General features: G+C 55.5%; 15 protein-coding genes, 1 tRNA gene and 3 rRNA genes. 9 read left to right on the top strand and 10 right to left on the bottom strand.

The window, feature by feature from the left end; genetic code table 11:
• Positions 1-395 precede the first annotated feature (395 nt).
• Entirely contained in the window at positions 396-2315 is a 1920-nt protein-coding gene (gene sltY / locus DCL27_RS13885; RefSeq protein ID WP_181880790.1) for a murein transglycosylase, read from the top strand.
• 104 nt (positions 2316-2419) lie between these two features.
• Positions 2420-2752, top strand: a complete 333-nt coding sequence (gene trpR / locus DCL27_RS13880) for a trp operon repressor (protein WP_005281790.1) — start codon at positions 2420-2422, stop codon at positions 2750-2752.
• On the opposite strand, the gene yjjX is transcribed toward trpR, so the two are convergent.
• Positions 2722-3291: an inosine/xanthosine triphosphatase gene (yjjX, locus tag DCL27_RS13875; RefSeq protein ID WP_005281792.1), complete on the bottom strand. Its 570-nt coding sequence runs from the start codon at positions 3289-3291 to the stop codon at positions 2722-2724. The genes trpR and yjjX overlap by 31 nt on opposite strands.
• Before the next feature lie 164 nt (positions 3292-3455).
• Here yjjX and gpmB point away from each other — a divergent pair, with 164 nt between their 5' ends.
• On the top strand, positions 3456-4103 hold the full coding sequence (gene gpmB, locus DCL27_RS13870; RefSeq protein ID WP_005281794.1) for a 2,3-diphosphoglycerate-dependent phosphoglycerate mutase GpmB: 648 nt from the start codon (positions 3456-3458) through the stop codon (positions 4101-4103).
• Between the two features lie 2 nt (positions 4104-4105).
• Here the strand turns inward: gpmB and robA are convergent, their stop codons facing one another.
• Positions 4106-4990 carry an MDR efflux pump AcrAB transcriptional activator RobA gene (gene robA / locus DCL27_RS13865; protein WP_005281796.1) on the bottom strand — a complete coding sequence of 295 codons (885 nt, stop codon included), beginning with the start codon at positions 4988-4990 and terminating at the stop codon, positions 4106-4108.
• 200 nt (positions 4991-5190) lie between these two features.
• Between robA and creA the strand changes: the two genes are divergently transcribed.
• Positions 5191-5679: a protein CreA gene (gene creA / locus DCL27_RS13860; protein ID WP_005281800.1), complete on the top strand. Its 489-nt coding sequence runs from the start codon at positions 5191-5193 to the stop codon at positions 5677-5679.
• Between the two features lie 67 nt (positions 5680-5746).
• On the opposite strand, the gene proS is transcribed toward creA, so the two are convergent.
• The 6 genes from proS to metN all read right to left on the bottom strand — a co-directional run bounded on the left by proS (position 5747) and on the right by metN (position 11349).
• Entirely contained in the window at positions 5747-7465 is a 1719-nt protein-coding gene (gene proS, locus DCL27_RS13855) for a proline--tRNA ligase (RefSeq protein WP_035600080.1), read from the bottom strand.
• 84 nt (positions 7466-7549) lie between these two features.
• Positions 7550-8254, bottom strand: coding sequence for a tRNA (N6-threonylcarbamoyladenosine(37)-N6)-methyltransferase TrmO (tsaA, locus tag DCL27_RS13850; protein WP_035600078.1), 705 nt, complete (start codon positions 8252-8254; stop codon positions 7550-7552).
• The gene (gene rcsF / locus DCL27_RS13845) at positions 8251-8673 is read right to left on the bottom strand and encodes an Rcs stress response system protein RcsF (protein ID WP_035600076.1); all 423 of its coding nucleotides are present in this window, start codon (positions 8671-8673) and stop codon (positions 8251-8253) included. Before rcsF ends, tsaA begins: the two co-directional genes overlap by 4 nt.
• Positions 8674-8783: 110 nt before the next feature.
• Complete coding sequence (locus tag DCL27_RS13840; protein WP_005281810.1) at positions 8784-9599, bottom strand: MetQ/NlpA family lipoprotein; 816 nt, start codon at positions 9597-9599, stop codon at positions 8784-8786.
• A 72-nt stretch (positions 9600-9671) separates the two neighbouring features.
• Positions 9672-10325 (bottom strand): methionine ABC transporter permease MetI, encoded by a 654-nt coding sequence (locus tag DCL27_RS13835; RefSeq protein ID WP_005281812.1) that lies wholly within the window; start codon positions 10323-10325, stop codon positions 9672-9674.
• Entirely contained in the window at positions 10318-11349 is a 1032-nt protein-coding gene (gene metN, locus DCL27_RS13830) for a methionine ABC transporter ATP-binding protein MetN (RefSeq protein ID WP_005281814.1), read from the bottom strand. The genes DCL27_RS13835 and metN overlap by 8 nt, the downstream gene beginning before the upstream one ends.
• Before the next feature lie 190 nt (positions 11350-11539).
• Between metN and gmhB the strand changes: the two genes are divergently transcribed.
• From gmhB to rrf, 5 genes are all read left to right on the top strand, one after another.
• On the top strand, positions 11540-12103 hold the full coding sequence (gene gmhB / locus DCL27_RS13825) for a D-glycero-beta-D-manno-heptose 1,7-bisphosphate 7-phosphatase (RefSeq protein WP_005281816.1): 564 nt from the start codon (positions 11540-11542) through the stop codon (positions 12101-12103).
• A gap of 382 nt (positions 12104-12485) precedes the next feature.
• Positions 12486-14027, top strand: a 16S ribosomal RNA gene (locus DCL27_RS13820).
• Between the two features lie 83 nt (positions 14028-14110).
• Positions 14111-14186, top strand: a tRNA-Glu gene (locus DCL27_RS13815).
• A 190-nt stretch (positions 14187-14376) separates the two neighbouring features.
• Positions 14377-17284, top strand: a 23S ribosomal RNA gene (locus DCL27_RS13810).
• A 90-nt stretch (positions 17285-17374) separates the two neighbouring features.
• Positions 17375-17490: ribosomal RNA gene (gene rrf, locus DCL27_RS13805) — 5S ribosomal RNA — on the top strand.
• Together the 16S, 23S and 5S rRNA genes with 1 tRNA gene alongside form the textbook arrangement of a ribosomal RNA operon.
• A gap of 82 nt (positions 17491-17572) precedes the next feature.
• Here rrf and DCL27_RS13800 read toward each other — a convergent pair.
• Both DCL27_RS13800 and pssA read right to left on the bottom strand, forming a co-directional pair.
• Entirely contained in the window at positions 17573-19234 is a 1662-nt protein-coding gene (locus tag DCL27_RS13800; RefSeq protein WP_035597819.1) for a mechanosensitive ion channel family protein, read from the bottom strand.
• Positions 19235-19343: 109 nt separating this feature from the next.
• Positions 19344-20699 carry a CDP-diacylglycerol--serine O-phosphatidyltransferase gene (gene pssA / locus DCL27_RS13795; protein ID WP_005282390.1) on the bottom strand — a complete coding sequence of 452 codons (1356 nt, stop codon included), beginning with the start codon at positions 20697-20699 and terminating at the stop codon, positions 19344-19346.
• Positions 20700-20753 lie beyond the last annotated feature (54 nt).

Genomic DNA, 20753 nt, shown 5'->3' with positions numbered 1-20753 from the left:
CTGAGCCTCTTGTTATCGAATGGATACGCTGCGGATCGCTATTGGATGCGGAGTGTATCCCGTTCATCTTCGGATAACAACGACCCGCGGACAGCGTGTAATACAAAGCGCGAGTATAGCGTGATACGCGTGGTTTTCCTTGTGATCGCTAGCGGTTTTACTCGAAATCGCCGCGATTGGCGACGTAAGGGGTAAAAATGAGGGACTCATGGGGGGATCCCCGGCGGAGTGTGGGTGTAAAAGAGTGCAAGAATACCAGGATGCACGGAATGCTTTGCTACAATCGCTGTCATAGAATCTCACAGGGTCTCCCTCCTTACATCCTGTAGGGGCGGTTATCATCCGGATCGCGTGCGGAGCGCGAGAGTCAGTAAGGGAAAGAGAACATGGTCATGGTGGGCAATTGGCGCTATTGGAGCGTCGGCGTGTGCCTGGTGTTGGGCGCGGCATCCGCGTCGGCAGACTCAATCGATGCGCAGCGGGCGCGCTATCAACAGATTAAGCAGGCCTGGGATAATAAGCAGATGGCGACGGTCGATCAGCTGATGCCGACACTGCGCGATTATCCGCTCTATCCTTACCTTGCCTACCGAGCACTGACGCAGGATCTCTCTCAGGTCAGCGCGCAGCAGATTAAGCTGTTCTTGCAGCAATACCCCACCCTACCGCCGGCGCGCAGTCTGCCGGCACGTTATGTCAACGAGTTGGCGCGCCGGGAGGATTGGATCACTCTGCTGGCGTTCAGTCCTCAGCCGCCTCAGCCTGTGGCGGCGCGTTGTAATTACTATTATGCCCAATATGCGACGGGTCATGCGGCTCAGGCTTGGCAAGGCGCACAGACGATCTGGCTGAGTGGTCAGTCGCTACCCGCTAGCTGTGACAAGCTGTTCGAGGCGTGGAAAGGGGCGGGCGGGCAGAGTAGTCAGGCGATTTTGGCGCGTCTGCGTCTCGCGCTGGAAAAAGGCAATAGCGGGCTGGTGAAATACCTGTTGCAACAGTTACCCGCCAACTACCAGACGCTGACCCGTTCGCTGACGGCGCTTCAGGCGGATCCTCGCCAAGTCGAGGCGTTCGCACGCGCAGTGTCCCCGAGTGACTTTAGTCGTGACGTCGTGGAGGCCGCTTTTACCTCGCTGGCGCGTCAAGACGCCGATGCGGCGCGCGATAGGTTACCGACACTGGTGCGCTTGCAGCATATTCCGGCCCCTCAACGGCAACGCATGGAGGAGACTATCGCCTGGCGTTTGATGGGGAGCGATGCCAGTGTGGCCGATGGCCGTTGGCGTGATGCGGTGATCCGCCGTAGCCACAATAGTGCGTTGTTGGAGCGCCGTCTGCGGATGGCGCTAGGCTCGGGTGATAAAGCACAGGTGCGCGAATGGCTGGGGCGTTTACCGGCCTCGGTACGCGATAAGGACGAGTGGCGCTATTGGCATGCGGTAACGTTAATCGATCAAGGTAAGCGCAGTGAGGGAGAGGGGATACTGCGCGCCTTGACCACCCAGCGCGGCTTCTATCCCATGGTGGCGGCCCAGCGCCTGGGGATTCCTTATCCGTTACAGGTGGCGCGCGCGCAGCGCCCCGATGCCGCGTTGGCGCAAGAGCCGGCGATCGCGCGAGTCCGTGAGTTGATGTATTGGAACATGGACAACACCGCGCGTAGTGAATGGAATGCCTTGGTAGCGAGTAAGCCGCGCCCGCAGCAGGAGGCGTTGGCGCGTTATGCGTTGGAGCAGGGATGGGCCGATCTCAGCGTGCAGGCGACGATCGTCGCCAAACTGTGGGATCATCTTCAGGAGCGCTTCCCATTAGCTTGGCAGCAGGACTTCCGTACGGCGACGGACGATAAGGGGATCACCCAGAGTTACGCCATGGCCATCGCGCGTCAGGAGAGCGCCTGGAATCCCGAGGCGCGCTCCTCGGTCGGCGCCAGTGGCCTGATGCAGCTGATGCCGGCGACGGCCCAGCATACGGCAAAGATGTACAACGTGAGTAGTTATCAGAACAGTAGCCAGCTGCTTGACCCTAAGACGAATATCGATCTGGGCACGCGTTACCTGGAGTATGTATTCCAGAGTCTGGGACGTAATCGTATTCTGGCCAGCGCCGCCTATAATGCCGGACCTTCTCGTGTGAATACCTGGTTGGGGAATAGCGCGGGGCGGATAGATGCGGTGGCCTTTATTGAGAGTATCCCCTTCTCAGAGACGCGTGGCTATGTGAAGAATGTACTGGCCTATGATGCCTACTATCGTCACTTTATGCATCGTCCAGATAAGATCTTGACGGATGGCGAATGGGAGCGGCGCTACTGAGTGAGTCGTATGGGCGGGGACGCCCGCCCCTACATCCCTATGACGCGCTATGATATGCTTGTACTCGTTAAATAGTTCAGCCGCAGCCAGAGGTAGCACAGACAATGACCAAGATAAGCGCCACGCCGGAACAGGCACCGGCTCAGCAGGATGACTGGCAACGCTTTATACAGTTGTTGCAGCAGGCCTATCAAGAGGGGTGGCAGGCACCCATGTTGCAACTGTTCCTCACCCCAGATGAGCGTGATGCGTTGGCGACGCGGGTACGTATCATCGAAGAGTTGCTGAAGGGAGAGATGAGCCAGCGCGAGCTAAAGAGCCAGCTAGGCGCTGGCATCGCCACGATTACTCGGGGATCTAACAGCCTGAAGTTGGCCTCCCCTGATTTTAAACAGTGGTTGACGCATCAACTGCTGACGGAGGAGAAGTCGGCATAGTCGCCAGATGGCATAGCGAGAGGCGCTGGGTGGTAGCAGGGGGCTAATGCGGCCAAGGCCAGTAACAGGGCGTGGTGGTAGACACGGGTACGACTGAGCCGCCCTTGGGTCAGGACGCCGATAGCGCCTTCGCGCCGATTGATGTCATCGATACCACTCAGACGGCGCATTTCCTGGCCTAACGAGTTTCCCTGGCGGATGCCCGCCATGATGGCCTCTGGCAGCAGCAGACTGGCCGAGCGTGCCTCGCCCCGATGATGGCGGTTTTCGACCGTCATCCAGGCGAAGGTCATATTATCCTCAATCCCTGCCTCGATACCGACCCAAAAATCCGCCTCGGGACGGAGCTGACGAGCGCAGATCACCCGATGACGCGCACCGCTGCGCGTTTGTGTGCTACCTAACGGCTGTTCCGGCACGCCGCTGTCGACTTCGATCCCCTCGATGCGGTATTGTCCGGCGCCAACGGTATCGTCAAACGCCAAGGCAATGGCCTGAATTTTGGCCGGATTGGTGGTCGCGGCGATAACATGATACATACGATTCCGGTTTCCTTAATGAGGCGGTGGTACGGCGGCGGCGCGCGCGCGCCACGTCGACCTGGGTGCGTGTGCCACGGGACATCGCCGAGAGTAGGGGTCGGCTAATCCCGGCCTGTAAGCGCAGTTGTGGCTGGAGACGGCCTAGTATAGGTAAAAAAGAGATGAGACAGGTATACCTTATTCGCCACGGTGAGACTGAGTGGAATGTGCAGCGGCGTATTCAGGGGCAGTCCGATAGCCCGTTGACCATGATGGGGGAGCAGCAGGCCCGCCAGGCCGCCGCACGTCTGCGCCAGATGGGCATCACCCATGTGATTGCCAGCGATCTGGGGCGCACCCAGCAGACGGGGGCGATCATCGCCGATGCCTGTGGCTGCCCGTTGACGCTGGATGCGCGGTTGCGTGAGCTGAATATGGGCGTGTTGGAGTCGCGTCTGCTCGCCTCGCTGACGCCGCAGGAGGAGCAGTGGCGTCTGAGTATGCTGGATGGCTCGCCCGATGGTTGTATTCCGCAGGGCGAGCGCATGAGTGAGCTGGGGGCTCGCATGCGGCAGGCGTTGAACGACTGTTTGGCACTTCCTGAGGGGAGTCGGCCCTTACTGGTTAGCCACGGCATCGCGTTGGGCTGCCTGTTGTCCACCCTCTTAGGGCTTCCCCCCTATGCGGAGCGGCGTTTGCGCCTGCGCAACTGCTCGCTGTCGCGAGTGGATTACCAGCAGAGCGCCTGGCTGGCATCAGGTTGGGTGGTCGAGACGGCGGGGGATGTCGAGCATCTGACCCGACCGTCGATGGATGAAGTGTTGCGTTAAGATCAGATCGCGTGGCGGATGGGGATCAGATACTCGCAGTGAATATTCTTCGGTGGACGCTGAGCGGAGTCCACCAAGGGGTAGAAACGTTCGATATCATAGCCCCGCCGCCGGGTGAGGTTCAGCGTCGGCAGGACGCTCCCATACAGATCGATGATAAAGTCCTGGAAGTGTTCGGTCGGCCCCTGATAGCTAAATTGTACATACTCGCCGCCCGCCAATTGAATCGGCTGGACTTCACGGGTGACCTGTTTCGGTAACAGATGCGGTTCCAGTGCGGTGGTGTAGAAGATCGTCTGCTCGTCATCCTTCTCTTGACTGGGGTGGGCGTGATGGAGCCCATACAGTACCGGAGGAATATCGCGGATATCTTGGACGGCGTGTAAAAAATCGCGCCAAAATTGGGTGCGTAACTCGGTACGTACCCGACTGATTTGCTCCAGGGTGCAGGTGTAGCTCTGTGTTACCCCGACCAGAGAGAGGTTGGGCTGGGTGACGAATTTCGGCGTCGGCATGGTGTACCCTTCCAGCCGGATCGGTGGCCGCATGCCATAGGCGTGCCACTCTTCGGCGCGACGGTAGAGCGCCGGCGTCTGATTGAACTGTTTTTTAAAGGCGCGGGTGAAGGTTTGTTGCGAGTCGAAACGGTACTGTAAGGCGATGTCGAGAATCGGGCGGCTAGTCAGGCGTAGCGCGGCGGCAGCCTTGGAGAGACGGCGTGCTCGAATGTAGGCGCCGATGGCCTGCCCGGTAATATCCTTGAACATCCGCTGTAAATGCCATTTAGAGTAGCCGGCTTTGGCCGCCACGTTGTCGAGAGTCAGCGGGTGGTCGAGGTGCCCTTCTAACCAGTGTAACAGGTCATGAATAATATCGGCCTGATCCATAAAGCTTCCTTAATGCGGTGGTAGACATCGATTGCAGTAACTCGGGAAATGCAATCCTGATCCGGCGGCATGTGCTGATTGCAATACGTACTAAGGGCAAGCAGTATAATAAAAAAACGGCGTGTTATCCTTTCTATTTAACACGTTAGCCGCCACTAAACTAATAACGCAAGTTATTATAAAATTTTAGAGGTAATGTAGTGAATAAATATTTTGTTGGCTTATGTGTCGCGTTGACGACATTTTTAGCTGGCACGGTACAGGCCGAAGAGATCGGATCCGTCGACACCGTGTTTAAACTGTTCGGTCCTGATCATAAAATCGTGGTCGAGGCGTTCGATGATCCGGACGTGAATAATGTGACCTGCTACGTTAGCCGGGCTAAGACGGGGGGGATTAAAGGGGGGCTAGGCTTGGCCGAGGATACCTCCGACGCCGCCATCTCGTGTCAGCAGGTTGGGCCGATCACCCTGAGCGAAAAGATCCGCAATAAAAAAGCGGATGGCGAAGTGGTGTTTCGTAAGCGTACCTCTCTGGTTTTTAAGAAGTTGCAGGTTGTACGTTTCTATGACAGTAAACGTAATGTACTGATTTACCTCTCTTACTCTGATCGTGTCGTCGAAGGATCGCCGAAAAATGCGATCAGTGCGGTCCCCGTGATGCCGTGGAGCGCACCCGTCCAAGGCTGATAAGCCATCAAGAAAAAACAGGCCGACGAGGTCGGCCTGTTGGTACGAGTTAGAGGTGAATGCCCACTCAGCGTGCGATCTGCGCCAGCAGGAAGGCTTCGATCTCATCCAGGCTGATCATTAACTTCTCACCGTCGCGGCGGTATTTGTATTCGACTTCGTTGTTGTCGAGGTTGCGATCGCCGATGACGATGGTGTGCGGGATACCGATCAGTTCCATATCGGCGAACATCACACCCGGACGCTCTTTCCGGTCATCCAGCAGAACTTCGATTCCCTTGAGACGCAGTGCGTCGTACAGGCGCTCGGCAACGTCTTTCACGCGGAAAGATTTGTGCATATTCATCGGCAGGATGGCAACCTGGAACGGCGCGATAGCATCCGGCCAGATGATGCCGCGTTCATCATGATTCTGCTCGATGGCGGCGGCGACTACACGTGTCACCCCGATACCGTAACAACCCATGGTCATCAGCTGGTTACGACCATCTTCACCCTGTACGGTGGCGTTGAGCGCCTCGGTATATTTCGTCCCCAGTTGGAAGATATGACCGACTTCGATACCACGCTTAATCAGCAGGGTACCGTGGCCGTCCGGGCTCGGATCACCCTCGACGACGTTGCGAATATCGGCGACCTGCGGCAGCGCCACGTCGCGCTCCCAGTTGATGCCGAAGTAGTGTTTACCATCGATGTTGGCACCGGCGGCGAAGTCACTCATCGCGGCGACGGCGCGGTCGACGACGATCGGTAACGGCAGGTTCACCGGCCCCAGGGAGCCCGGCCCGGCATTGACCAGCGCGCGGATTTCCGCCTCGTTGGCGAAGGTCAGCGGCGTGGCGACCAGCTCCAGTTTCTCGGCTTTCACTTCGTTCAGCTCATGATCGCCACGAACCAGCAGGGCGACCAGAGTATGACCGCTCTCTTCGGCCGCATGGACCAGCAGGGTCTTAACGGTCTTCTCGATCGGTTGGTTGTGTTGCTCAACCAGCTCGGCGATCGTTTTGGCGTGCGGCGTGTCGACCAGCTCCATCGCCTGCGTGGCGGCGGCCCGCGCGGCGGTCGGTGCGATGGCTTCGGCCAGCTCGATATTGGCGGCGTAGTCGGAGTCGGTAGAGAAGACGATATCGTCCTCGCCGCTCTGCGCCAGCACCTGGAACTCATGGGAGGCGTTACCCCCAATGGAGCCGGTGTCGGCTTGTACGGCGCGGAAGTCTAGGCCCATACGGCTAAAGATGCGGCTGTAGGCGGCATACATCGCGTCGTAAGTTTCCTGCAAGGACTCCTGGGTCGTATGGAAGGAGTAGGCGTCCTTCATCAGGAATTCGCGAGAACGCATTACGCCGAAGCGTGGGCGAACTTCGTCGCGGAACTTGGTCTGGATCTGGTAGAAGTTCAGCGGTAACTGCTTGTAGGAGCTGATCTCATTACGAACCAGGTCGGTGATCACCTCTTCATGGGTCGGGCCGAGTACGAACGGACGCTCGCCGCGATCGACGAAGCGCAGCAATTCCGGGCCATATTGCTCCCAGCGGCCGCTTTCTTGCCACAGATCGGCCGGTTGAACGACCGGCATTGAGACCTCGATGGCACCGGCGTAATTCATCTCTTCACGCACGATGTTTTCAACTTTGTTCAGCACACGCAGACCGGTCGGCAGCCAGGTATACAGGCCGGATGCCAGTTTGCGGATCATCCCGGCGCGCAGCATCAGCTGATGGCTGACGACTTCCGCGTCGGCGGGGGTCTCCTTGAGGGTGGAGAGCAGATATTGGCTAGTACGCATGAGTATGGTTCCGTTCGAACGAGCAAAAAAAGTAGTCTAGTTTACCAGTGCCGGCGGGGCGTCAAAAGGGAGGAGGATGATTTTCTAACGCTCATCTAATCCAATAACCTCACAGACGCCATGTTTGACCCGCCAACGCAGGTTGAAATCTAAGAGATGTACCGCATATACCCGATCTTCATCCGCCGCGTGTCGATAGGCGGGACGGGGATCTTGTGCCAGGACTTGGCGGATAAAGCGAGCCAAATGCGGGTAATTGCGTTGATGCTGGGTGATCTGAGCCTCCGCCTCTGGCATGAAGACGACCGGCATATCTGCCGCCGGAGCCTGTTGGGCAAAGCCAGCCTGAGCCTGCGGCTGGCTCTCGGCGAAGGGGAGATAGGGTTTGATGTCGAGTACCGGGGTGCCATCGACCAGATCCAGGCTGCCCAGACGTAGGCGTACGCCGTTATGGGTCTCGATCCCCTGCAACTCAACCAGTGACATACCGATAGGGTTGGGACGGAAGGTCGAGCGGGTGGCGAAGACGCCGACGCGGGTATTTCCCCCCAGGCGTGGTGGACGGACGGTCGGTCGCCACCCGCCAGCCATCGTTTGGTGGAAGACGAAGATCACCCATAAATGGCTGAATCCTTCCAATCCTCGCACGGTATCGGCCTGATTGTAGGGCGGTAACAGCTCGAGTTCGCCGCCACCATCGCTAATCAACCCAGGTTGGCGTGGAATGGCGAACTTCTCTTTGTAGGGCGAATGGATGACGCCTATTGGTGCGAATTGAAACGTATTCATTGCGCTGACGAGGTAATGTTCAGGGCCGAACCCGTACAGAGCGCTTGGCGATAACAGCCGTTGGCCTGCTCAAGCAGTTGGCAGCTATGCAAGAGTACGGCGTTGGCCTTTAACTGCGCCGCCTTATGCAGCATACGCTTCTTGGCCGTGCTGAGGCTGGGGGGCGTGTGGTGTGGGCGGCTCTGGCAGACGCTGCCACTCACCTCGCCGAGGTCGCGGAAGGGCTTGCCGAGCAGCGCCTCTGCATTCTCATAGAGCGCGATGGTGGGTTGGCGCACCGCCGCTGCTCGCGGCGTGGTAACAGTTTCTGGCGTTTTGTCTGCGGTCGCAGGCGTGATCGGCGCGGCTTCGCGATGCAGCAGGGAGCAGCCACTCAGTGTCATGCTGGCCGTGAGCAGACATAACGGTAATGCACGCATGGAACAGGTCCTGGTATTGATGAGATTGGGGAGTATTGAATCAATCTATAACGGAAATGACAAGATGGGCGCATGGCCCATCTTGGCTAAGGGAGAGAAATGGGGGGAAATTACCAGCCTTTAACGGCGCCGCCGTTAAAGATTTTGTTAGCCGCGTTATACACTTCGTCAGATTGATAGGCTTGAACGAATTTTTTCACATTCTCGGCATCTTTATTGTCTTCACGCGCCACGATCAGGTTAACGTAAGGGGAATCTTTCCCTTCAACGAAGATGCCATCCTTGGCCGGAGTCAGGCCAATCTGGCTAGCGTAGGTGGTATTGATGACCGCCAGGGCGATCTGGTTGTCGTCCAGCGAGCGCGGTAACTGTGGCGCTTCCAACTCGACCAGCTTCAGATGTTTCGGGTTCTCGGTGATATCCAGGACGGTCGGCAGCAGACCGATGCCATCTTTCAGCTTGATCAGACCCACTTTTTGCAACAGCAGTAATGAGCGACCCAGGTTGGTCGGGTCATTAGGAATGGCGATCTGGGCGCCGTCCTGCAGCTCGTCCAGCGACTTAATCTTCTTAGAGTAGCCAGCGATCGGATAGACGAAGGTGTTACCGACCGACACCAGCTTATAGCCGCGATCCTTGATCTGCTGATCGAGGTAAGGCTTATGCTGGAAGGCATTGACGTCGATATCGCCCTTACTCAGAGCTTCATTGGGTAATACATAGTCGTTAAAGGTCACCAGTTCGACGTTCAGGCCATACTTATCCTTCGCCACTTTCTGTGCGACTTCCGCGACTTGCTGTTCGGCGCCGACGATGACCCCGACCTTGATATGATTGGGATCCTTTTCCTCTTGACCACAGCCGGCCAGTGCCAGCGTGCCGAGCAATGTACCGACCAGTGCTAAAGACTTGAACTGAATTGACATAGCATATCCTTCTGTATGTGATGGTGTGTTGCGCACTTTTGTCAGCGCATCGCTTTATTATTGCCTGGCTTCTTATTTACGGCTGATGGTCTTGACCAGACGGTCGCCGCTGAACTGGATCAAATACACCAAAATGACCAGTAATACTAATACTGTATTCATCACTGTCGCGTTATAACCGATATAACCATATTGGTAACCGATCTGCCCCAAACCGCCCGCGCCTACGGCGCCGCCCATGGCGGAATAGCCGACTAAGGTAATCAGGGTGATGGTGGCTGCGTTGATCAGACCCGGTAATGCCTCTGGCAGCAGGATTTTACTGATGATCTGCATGGGCGTGGCGCCCATGGCGCGTGCGGCTTCGATCAGGCCACTCGGGATCTCCAACAGCGTGTTTTCCACCATGCGGGCGATGAAGGGAGCCGCACCGATCGTCAGCGGAACCAGTGCCGCCTGTAGTCCGATGGAGGTCCCGACGATCAGGCGCGTGAAGGGGATCATCCATACCAGCAGGATAATAAAGGGGATGGAGCGGAAGATGTTGACCAGTGCCGACAGCAGCTTATATAGCTTGGCATTCTCCAAGATTTGTCCCGGGCGCGAGGTATACAGCAGTACACCAACCGGTAAACCGATGACGAAGCCGAAAAAGCCGGATACTAGGGTCATGACCACGGTTTCCCAGATCCCGCGCACCATTAACCACATCATTGCCTCAGACATAACCCAGTACCTCAACTTTCACGTGATGCTGTTCAAAAAACTCGATGGCGGAACGGGCATCGCCATCGTCGCCGTGCAACTCCGCCAACATGACCCCGAATTTCACTCCGCCGGCATAATCCATCTGCGAGCTGAGAATGCTGATATCGACGTTAAAGCGTCGTACCGCCTGTGAGATCAGCGGGGCGTCGACCGACTGACCGGTAAACTCCAGACGTAGCAGTGGCTGGCTATCGGGACGTCGCTCCGGCGTCATTCGTTCGGCGAAATCATCCGGGATATCCAGGTGCAACGTGGCATGGATGAACTGTTGCGCCAACGGCGTCTTCGGGTGGGAGAAGACTTCGCCGACACTCCCTTGCTCGATCAGCTTGCCCTGGCTGATCACGGCAACCTGATCACAGATGCGCTTCACCACATCCATCTCGTGCGTGATCAGCAGGATGGTGAGCCCTAGGCGGCGATTAATATCCTTCAACAACTCCAGGATGGAGCGAGTCGTGGCCGGGTCGAGCGCACTGGTGGCTTCATCGCACAGCAGTACTTTGGGGTTACTGGCCAGGGCGCGCGCGATGGCAACACGCTGCTTCTGTCCACCGGACAGATTGGCGGGATAAGCATCGTGCTTATCGGCCAGGCCAACCAGCGATAACAACTCACTGACACGGCGCTTGATCTCATCGCGTGGGACGCGATCCAGCTCCAGCGGTAGGGCCACGTTACCGAATACGGTACGCGAAGAGAGCAGATTGAAGTGCTGGAAGATCATGCCGATCTGGCGACGTGCGCGGGTCAGTTGCCCGGTACTCATCGCGGTGAGATCCTGGTTATCGACCAACACCTGGCCCTGCGTCGGGCGCTCTAACAGGTTGACGCAACGGATCAGGGTGCTCTTACCCGCGCCAGAGGAGCCAATGACGCCATAGATCTGGCCAGCGGGGACGTGTAGCGACACATCGTCCAACGCCGTGATATGGCGTTGTCCCTGCTGGAATACTTTGGTGATATGAGAGAGTTTAATCATTTTTATATTTAGGTTTCGTCGTTGCCTGGAGCGTCATCATCAGTGACATGAGTCACGTTATAAATTGAACTGGATGTTAAGGCGTCTAGACGTCTAAGTCAACTAATCAACGACCAGGATGATGCGCTCTTTTTTGGTCTAAAACGTGCGATACTGTGTACCGATTTCAGTTTTGAGGAGTAATACCCAAGTGGCTCAGCAGATCCCTGCCATTTTTCTCGACCGTGATGGCACCATTAATGTCGATCATGGTTATGTACACGATAGCGATAACTTTCAGTTTATTGATGGGGTGATTGAGGCCCTGCGGGAGCTGAAGGCGATGGGGTACGCCCTGGTGCTGGTCACCAATCAGTCAGGCATTGCGCGTGGTATGTTTAGCGAAGAACAGTTTATGCATCTGACCGAGTGGATGGATTGGTCATTGGCCGATCGCGGGGTGGATCTGGATGGTATCTATTATTGCCCGCACCACCCCGAGGGAACGGTGGCGGAGTATCGCCAGCAGTGTGACTGCCGTAAGCCACAGCCGGGGATGCTACTGGATGCACAGCGTTTCCTACATATTGATATGGCGGCCTCATATATGGTTGGCGATAAGCTTGAGGATCTCCAGGCCGCCCAGGCGGCGGGTGTCGGTAGCAAGGTGCTGGTGCGTAGTGGCAAGCCACTGACTGCTGATGGGGAAGCGTTAGCCGATTTGGTGCTGGATAGCCTGGCACAGTTGCCACAGGCGATTAAAGCTCGCCAATAGTCGCTTATTTCTCCGCTTTGGTCGAAAATGGCGCAGGTGATAAAAAAGTTGAAATTAAGACTTGTCACCTCGCGAGAAGTCCCTATAATGCGCCACCACTGACCGGGAACAACGACAACAATGTCGCCCAGTCAGGCAGAGAAAGCAAAAATAAATGCTTGACTCTGCGGGCGAAAAGCGTAATATACGCAGCCCACGCCGACGACAACTTAACGAGTTCTCGCGGCGATGCTCTTTAACAAATTATCAGACAATCTGTGTGGGCACTCGCAAGATTCGTATTAAGCATTCCTCGGAATGCCAAAATATTTAAAGTCTTGAAGAGTGACAGCAGTTAATTCATTACGAATAAACAGTTTAATTTCTTTGAGCATCAAGCTTTTAATTGAAGAGTTTGATCATGGCTCAGATTGAACGCTGGCGGCAGGCTTAACACATGCAAGTCGAGCGGTAGCGGGAGGAAGCTTGCTTCCTCGCCGACGAGCGGCGGACGGGTGAGTAATGTCTGGGGATCTGCCTGATGGAGGGGGATAACTACTGGAAACGGTAGCTAATACCGCATAACGTCGCAAGACCAAAGTGGGGGACCTTCGGGCCTCATGCCATCAGATGAACCCAGATGGGATTAGCTAGTAGGTGAGGTAATGGCTCACCTAGGCGACGATCCCTAGCTGGTCTGAGAGGATGACCAGCCACACTGGAACTGAGACACGGTCCAGACTCCTACGGGAGGCAGCAGTGGGGAATATTGCACAATGGGCGCAAGCCTGATGCAGCCATGCCGCGTGTATGAAGAAGGCCTTCGGGTTGTAAAGTACTTTCAGTAGGGAGGAAGGTGTGCGTGTTAATAGCACGTGCAATTGACGTTACCTACAGAAGAAGCACCGGCTAACTCCGTGCCAGCAGCCGCGGTAATACGGAGGGTGCAAGCGTTAATCGGAATTACTGGGCGTAAAGCGCACGCAGGCGGTTTGTTAAGTTGGATGTGAAATCCCCGGGCTTAACCTGGGAACTGCATCCAAGACTGGCAAGCTAGAGTCTCGTAGAGGGAGGTAGAATTCCAGGTGTAGCGGTGAAATGCGTAGAGATCTGGAGGAATACCGGTGGCGAAGGCGGCCTCCTGGACGAAGACTGACGCTCAGGTGCGAAAGCGTGGGGAGCAAACAGGATTAGATACCCTGGTAGTCCACGCTGTAAACGATGTCGATTTGGAGGTTGTGCCCTTGAGGCGTGGCTTCCGAAGCTAACGCGTTAAATCGACCGCCTGGGGAGTACGGCCGCAAGGTTAAAACTCAAATGAATTGACGGGGGCCCGCACAAGCGGTGGAGCATGTGGTTTAATTCGATGCAACGCGAAGAACCTTACCTACTCTTGACATCCAGCGAATCCTGTAGAGATACGGGAGTGCCTTCGGGAACGCTGAGACAGGTGCTGCATGGCTGTCGTCAGCTCGTGTTGTGAAATGTTGGGTTAAGTCCCGCAACGAGCGCAACCCTTATCCTTTGTTGCCAGCGGTTCGGCCGGGAACTCAAAGGAGACTGCCAGTGATAAACTGGAGGAAGGTGGGGATGACGTCAAGTCATCATGGCCCTTACGAGTAGGGCTACACACGTGCTACAATGGCGTATACAAAGAGAAGCGACCTCGCGAGAGCAAGCGGACCTCATAAAGTACGTCGTAGTCCGGATTGGAGTCTGCAACTCGACTCCATGAAGTCGGAATCGCTAGTAATCGTGGATCAGAATGCCACGGTGAATACGTTCCCGGGCCTTGTACACACCGCCCGTCACACCATGGGAGTGGGTTGCAAAAGAAGTAGGTAGCTTAACCTTCGGGAGGGCGCTTACCACTTTGTGATTCATGACTGGGGTGAAGTCGTAACAAGGTAACCGTAGGGGAACCTGCGGTTGGATCACCTCCTTACCTGAAGATACGAAATATTGTGTAGTGCTCACACAGATTGTCTGATAGATGTTCGAGCAAAGCGTCTGCGAAGTCGACCCAGTGTCCCCTTCGTCTAGAGGCCTAGGACACCGCCCTTTCACGGCGGTAACAGGGGTTCGAATCCCCTAGGGGACGCCATTTGCGGTATCGGGTGAAAGACGGTGCCAACAATATTGCAAAACGGACTTACGAGTCATGTTTGCAATATTTTGCTCTTTAACAATCTGGAACAAGCTGAAAATTCGAAAACAATCGAATTGCTTTTAACAAGTGATTCGAGAGTCTCTCAAATGCTTGCAGCACGAAGTGAAACACCTTCGGGTTGTGAGGTTAAGTGACTAAGCGTACACGGTGGATGCCTAGGCAGTCAGAGGCGATGAAGGACGTGCTAATCTGCGATAAGCGTCGGTGAGCTGATATGAAGCATTATTAGCCGGCGATGTCCGAATGGGGAAACCCAGTGCAATTCGTTGCACTATCGTTAAGTGAATACATAGCTTAACGAGGCGAACCAGGGGAACTGAAACATCTAAGTACCCTGAGGAAAAGAAATCAACCGAGATTCCCCTAGTAGCGGCGAGCGAACGGGGAAGAGCCCAGAACCTGAATCAGTTTGTGCATTAGTGGAAGCGTCTGGAAAGTCGCGCGATACCGGGTGATAGCCCCGTACACGAAGGTGCACAGCTGTGAGTTCGATGAGTAGGGCGGGACACGTGTTATCCTGTCTGAATATGGGGGGACCATCCTCCAAGGCTAAATACTCCTGACTGACCGATAGTGAACCAGTACCGTGAGGGAAAGGCGAAAAGAACCCCGGCGAGGGGAGTGAAATAGAACCTGAAACCGTGTACGTACAAGCAGTGGGAGCATCCTTCGGGGTGTGACTGCGTACCTTTTGTATAATGGGTCAGCGACTTATATTTTGTAGCAAGGTTAACCGAATAGGGGAGCCGTAGGGAAACCGAGTCTTAACTGGGCGTCTAGTTGCAAGGTATAGACCCGAAACCCGGTGATCTAGCCATGGGCAGGTTGAAGGTTGGGTAACACTAACTGGAGGACCGAACCGACTAATGTTGAAAAATTAGCGGATGACTTGTGGCTGGGGGTGAAAGGCCAATCAAACCGGGAGATAGCTGGTTCTCCCCGAAAGCTATTTAGGTAGCGCCTCGTGAACTCATCTTCGGGGGTAGAGCACTGTTTCGGCTAGGGGGTCATCCCGACTTACCAACCCGATGCAAACTACGAATACCGAAGAATGTTATCACGGGAGACACACGGCGGGTGCTAACGTCCGTCGTGAAGAGGGAAACAACCCAGACCGCCAGCTAAGGTCCCAAAGTCATGGTTAAGTGGGAAACGATGTGGGAAGGCATAGACAGCCAGGATGTTGGCTTAGAAGCAGCCATCATTTAAAGAAAGCGTAATAGCTCACTGGTCGAGTCGGCCTGCGCGGAAGATGTAACGGGGCTAAACCATGCACCGAAGCTGCGGCAGCGACACTATGTGTTGTTGGGTAGGGGAGCGTTCTGTAAGCCTGTGAAGGTGGCCTGTGAGGGCTGCTGGAGGTATCAGAAGTGCGAATGCTGACATAAGTAACGATAAAGCGGGTGAAAAGCCCGCTCGCCGGAAGACCAAGGGTTCCTGTCCAACGTTAATCGGGGCAGGGTAAGTCGACCCCTAAGGCGAGGCCGAAAGGCGTAGTCGATGGGAAACAGGTTAATATTCCTGTACTTGGTGTTATTGCGAAGGGGGGACGGAGAAGGCTAGACCGGCCGGGCGACGGTTGTCCCGGTTTAAGCGTGTAGGTGTGATAACCTGGCAAATCCGGTTATCTTTAACACTGAGGCGTGATGACGAGGCACTACGGTGCTGAAGTGGTTAATGCCCTGCTTCCAGGAAAAGCCTCTAAGCTCTAGATAACACTGAATCGTACCCCAAACCGACACAGGTGGTCAGGTAGAGAATACCAAGGCGCTTGAGAGAACTCGGGTGAAGGAACTAGGCAAAATGGTGCCGTAACTTCGGGAGAAGGCACGCTGGCATGTAGGTGAAGTCCCTCGCGGATGGAGCCGAAGCCAGTCGAAGATACCAGCTGGCTGCAACTGTTTAATAAAAACACAGCACTCTGCAAACACGAAAGTGGACGTATAGGGTGTGACGCCTGCCCGGTGCTGGAAGGTTAATTGATGGGGTCAGCCGCAAGGCGAAGCTCTTGATCGAAGCCCCAGTAAACGGCGGCCGTAACTATAACGGTCCCTAAGGTAGCGAAATTCCTTGTCGGGTAAGTTCCGACCTGCACGAATGGCGTAATGATGGCCAGGCTGTCTCCACCCGAGACTCAGTGAAATTGAACTCGCTGTGAAGATGCAGTGTACCCGCGGCAAGACGGAAAGACCCCGTGAACCTTTACTATAGCTTGACACTGAACATTGAACCTTGATGTGTAGGATAGGTGGGAGGCTTTGAAGTGTGGACGCCAGTCTGCATGGAGCCGACCTTGAAATACCACCCTTTAATGTTTGATGTTCTAACCTGGTCCCGTAATCCGGGATAGGGACAGTGTCTGGTGGGTAGTTTGACTGGGGCGGTCTCCTCCCAAAGAGTAACGGAGGAGCACGAAGGTTAGCTAATCCTGGTCGGACATCAGGAGGTTAGTGCAAAGGCATAAGCTAGCTTGACTGCGAGAGTGACGGCTCGAGCAGGTGCGAAAGCAGGTCTTAGTGATCCGGTGGTTCTGAATGGAAGGGCCATCGCTCAACGGATAAAAGGTACTCCGGGGATAACAGGCTGATACCGCCCAAGAGTTCATATCGACGGCGGTGTTTGGCACCTCGATGTCGGCTCATCACATCCTGGGGCTGAAGTAGGTCCCAAGGGTATGGCTGTTCGCCATTTAAAGTGGTACGCGAGCTGGGTTTAGAACGTCGTGAGACAGTTCGGTCCCTATCTGCCGTGGGCGTTGGAAGATTGAGAGGGGCTGCTCCTAGTACGAGAGGACCGGAGTGGACGCACCGCTGGTGTTCGGGTTGTGATGCCAATTGCATTGCCCGGTAGCTACGTGCGGAAGAGATAAGCGCTGAAAGCATCTAAGCGCGAAACTTGCCTCGAGATGAGTCTTCCCTTGGACCTTGAGTCCACTAAAGGAACGTTTAAGACTAAGACGTTGATAGGCTGGGTGTGTAAGCGTAGCGATACGTTGAGCTAACCAGTACTAATGATCCGTGAGGCTTAACCTTACAACACCGAAGGTGTTTTAGAGAGACGAATTTAGCTTGTTCAAGATTGGAACCGATGGCCTGAGAGGGCGGTTGGTGAAACAGAATTTGCCTGGCGGCGATAGCGCGGTGGTCCCACCTGACCCCATGCCGAACTCAGAAGTGAAACGCCGTAGCGCCGATGGTAGTGTGGGGTCTCCCCATGCGAGAGTAGGGAACTGCCAGGCATCAAATAGAGAAAAAGCCCCACGCTGATGCGTGGGGCTTTTTCTTTTTCTATTGTTCCTTATGAAGACCTGCTCTTTGGGCTCATGGGCGATTTGTCGCAGAGGATTTCTCTGCTGATCCCACCTCGTCTGCCGTGGCCGCGTTCGGGGGATACGCCGGCGCGGAAAACCAGGACTCCGGTTTGACCCACACCGCCTCCTTAGGCTGCATCACGAAATGCGGCGACATAATCTGCACGCCAAACTGATTAAACACATCCAGAATATGGCCGTGCAGCGTACTTTTTACCTGCGCTGGTGCTTCACCCGCGGCGATCTCTGTCTGTAGCTCATAACTGACATACCAATCTTGCAGTTCCGTCTGGCGGATGCGCAGTGCCTCCTCATGCAATATCCCCTCCGTACGTTGTACTGCGAGAGTGAGCATTGCCTGCACCTGGCGCCAGGGGACGTCATAACCAATAGTGACACTGGTCGTGATAATGATGCCGCCTTGGCGGGCATGCGTACTGAGGTTGATGATTTTGCCACTAGCGACGACGGCATTGGGAATGGTGACGTCATAGCCTTCCCGCGTTTTCAGCTTAGTCGCCAGGATCCCGATATCGCTGACAAAACCATCGTACTCCCCGATACGGACATAGTCCCCTTGGTGTAAGGCGCGGGAGTAGATCAAGACCAATCCACTCATGACATGGCTGACCAAACCAGCCGAACCGAGCGTGATCATCAGCCCGAAGAAGACGCTAACTCCCTTAAAGGCGAGTGTATCGGCACCGGGGAAGAAGGGATAGGCGAGAGAGAGGGCGAATAACCAGATGATGACACTCAGTAGACGTCGCGTTGCGCCGACAGTATCGGGATAGAGGCCGGGTAACTTGAGGCGGCCAGTCTCGACGCGTAGGAACAGTAGGCGCAGCATGCGTTGAATCAGTAGTGTCAGAATGAAGATAGCGAGTAGTACCAGGAGATTCGGCATGACGTCCCAGAGCGCCTGTAAAAGCAGACTGGCCTCCGCCAGACTCGAATGGTTCAGGGTATAGCTCCAATAACGCGTCATCGGAAATAGCTTTAAGGCCCAGATTAACCAAATGTAGCTGGCGATGCTGCAGACCACGATGAGCAGCATGGTACTAATGCGTCGTTCGATATGGCCGAGATAGGTACGCAGCTTATAGGGGATCCAGCCGCGGTGCTGGATGATCTGTATCGCGAAGTGGCTCCGTAGACGTTTTTGTAGACGACGGGATAGCCAGAGTAGACCAACGAGTAATGCCGTTCCGCCAGCCAACTTAGCGCCGGCGATCATCAGAGCATGGGGCGATCGCTGTTCGATCAAAGCACTGCGTAGTTGTTCCAAGCGGCGTTGCACACGCTCGGCCGCCTGATCCAGCGTCAGATCGTCGCCGATATCCAGATCCTGCTGAGCCAGCAGTAACAGTGGCTTTCCCTGGATTGAAAAGAGGCGGACGGGTTGCCCGTAACGGGTGGCCGCGGTGATCTGAATCGGATACCGTAGATCGGCCGGGGTGATAGCACGGAGATGCTGTGCCGTCTGTTTGACCCGTTCTTCGGGGGTATCAAGGCCGAACTTTGCCTGTAGCATTACCACCGGCTGTTGGAGAATGGTCACGGTACGCGCCTCTTGGGCGGGATCTGGATCCAGGCGCGGTTCTGCGGCGTAGAGTAGGCCGCAGCATAACCAGGCGAATAGTGGTAGGGTAAGGCGGAGTAGCGCGGGCATAGCAACACTCCCCGATGATGGCGGTGGGATGTTGCTAAGTATAAACGAGGACGCGATAGGCGATGGGGCGGGTAAGAAAAAGGCCTCCTGGAGGAGGCCTGGTCATCGCTTATAAGATGCGGCTAATCAGGCGATCGACGCGGATACGGCGTAGACGGCGGATCAGCTTACGTACCTTTAACGGATAGTGCTGGATATTCTCCAGCTCCTCATAGTGGCGCACCACCTGCGTATGGCGGCGGATACATGCCAACTCATCCTGGCGTTGATGCTGGATTTCACCCTGGGGGTCATGGATCAGGATGGCATTCTCTAGATCCAGGCGCCAAGCACGCGGGTTGAGGTTATTACCGGTGATCAGTTGCCAGCGATCGTCAACCCACATGCCTTTCAGATGATAGGTATTGTCGTCATCACGCCACAAACGCACCGTGAGCTGGCCATTATCGACGTAGGGCTGCAAACGGCTGAGGAAGCGGCGCAGGTTTATCTCGTAGAGATAAGGCAGGGCGCCGATGATCTTGAACGGTTCATTCTCTGGGATGAAGAAGTCGTTGGCCTTCTTATCCCCCACGATGATCTCGACCTGCTTTCCCTGGCGTAATAGTGAGATGATGTCACGAACCAGTAACGCAGGTAGATTAAAGTAGGGCGTACAAAGGGTCAGCTTGTGCTCGGTGCTACAGATCAGATGATGAATCGTTCTATTCAGGATGTTTTGTTTACCCAGACCCGCCAACGGGGTCACCGCCAACTCGTCATTACTCGCTTCGGCAGGGATGTGGTAACCACTATCGCGCAGGGTATGACGGAATTGACGAGTTTCATTGCGGATCTCTGGATTTTTCGGACGATCGCAACGATCGAGACGTTGCACCGCGGGATTGCTCAGCAGCGTGGACTGTACAAATTGGCACATGACCCCGGCCAGACGCGGGTTACTGATAAAGTGGTAGCGATCGTAACGGTATTTGTCATGACGATGCAGATAGACATCATTAAGACTGGCGCCGCTGTAGATCACCCGATCATCAATGATAAATCCTTTTAGGTGCAGTACTCCCAAGGCTTCGCGGGTGTTGACCGGGACGCCATAGATCGGCACGATGACATCGGGATTCTCGCGGGCCATGTGGCAGTACCAATCGGCATTGGTGTTGCTGGCCTCGGCACCGATACGGCCCCGTTGGGCACGGTGCCAGTCGACTAGCACGAAGATCTCGAGCTGCGGGCGTTGACGTTTGGCCTGATAGAGCGCGTTCAACACATCCCGGCCACCGTCATCATTTTCCAGATACAGCGCAACCAGGTAGATCCGCTGGGTCGCTTGGCCAATGGCCTCAAGCAACGCCTGGCGGAAATCCGCCGGCGCAAACAGCGTTTCCACCTCGCCGACTTGTTGCGGGAGTTTCGGTAGCTGGGCAAGGTGTTGTTGATGTCTGGCTCGCTTAAATTTGGACAACATCACAGTGCGCTTCTTCTCTTGTCATAGTGCAGCGCGGCAGTCGCACACGCTCAG

Origin of the sequence: Edwardsiella tarda ATCC 15947 = NBRC 105688, from assembly GCF_003113495.2 — a bacterium.
In the GTDB taxonomy this organism is placed as follows: Bacteria; Pseudomonadota; Gammaproteobacteria; order Enterobacterales; family Enterobacteriaceae; genus Edwardsiella; species Edwardsiella tarda.
Note: the sequence above shows the minus strand (reverse complement) of the source record. Positions and strands in the feature narration are given on the sequence as shown.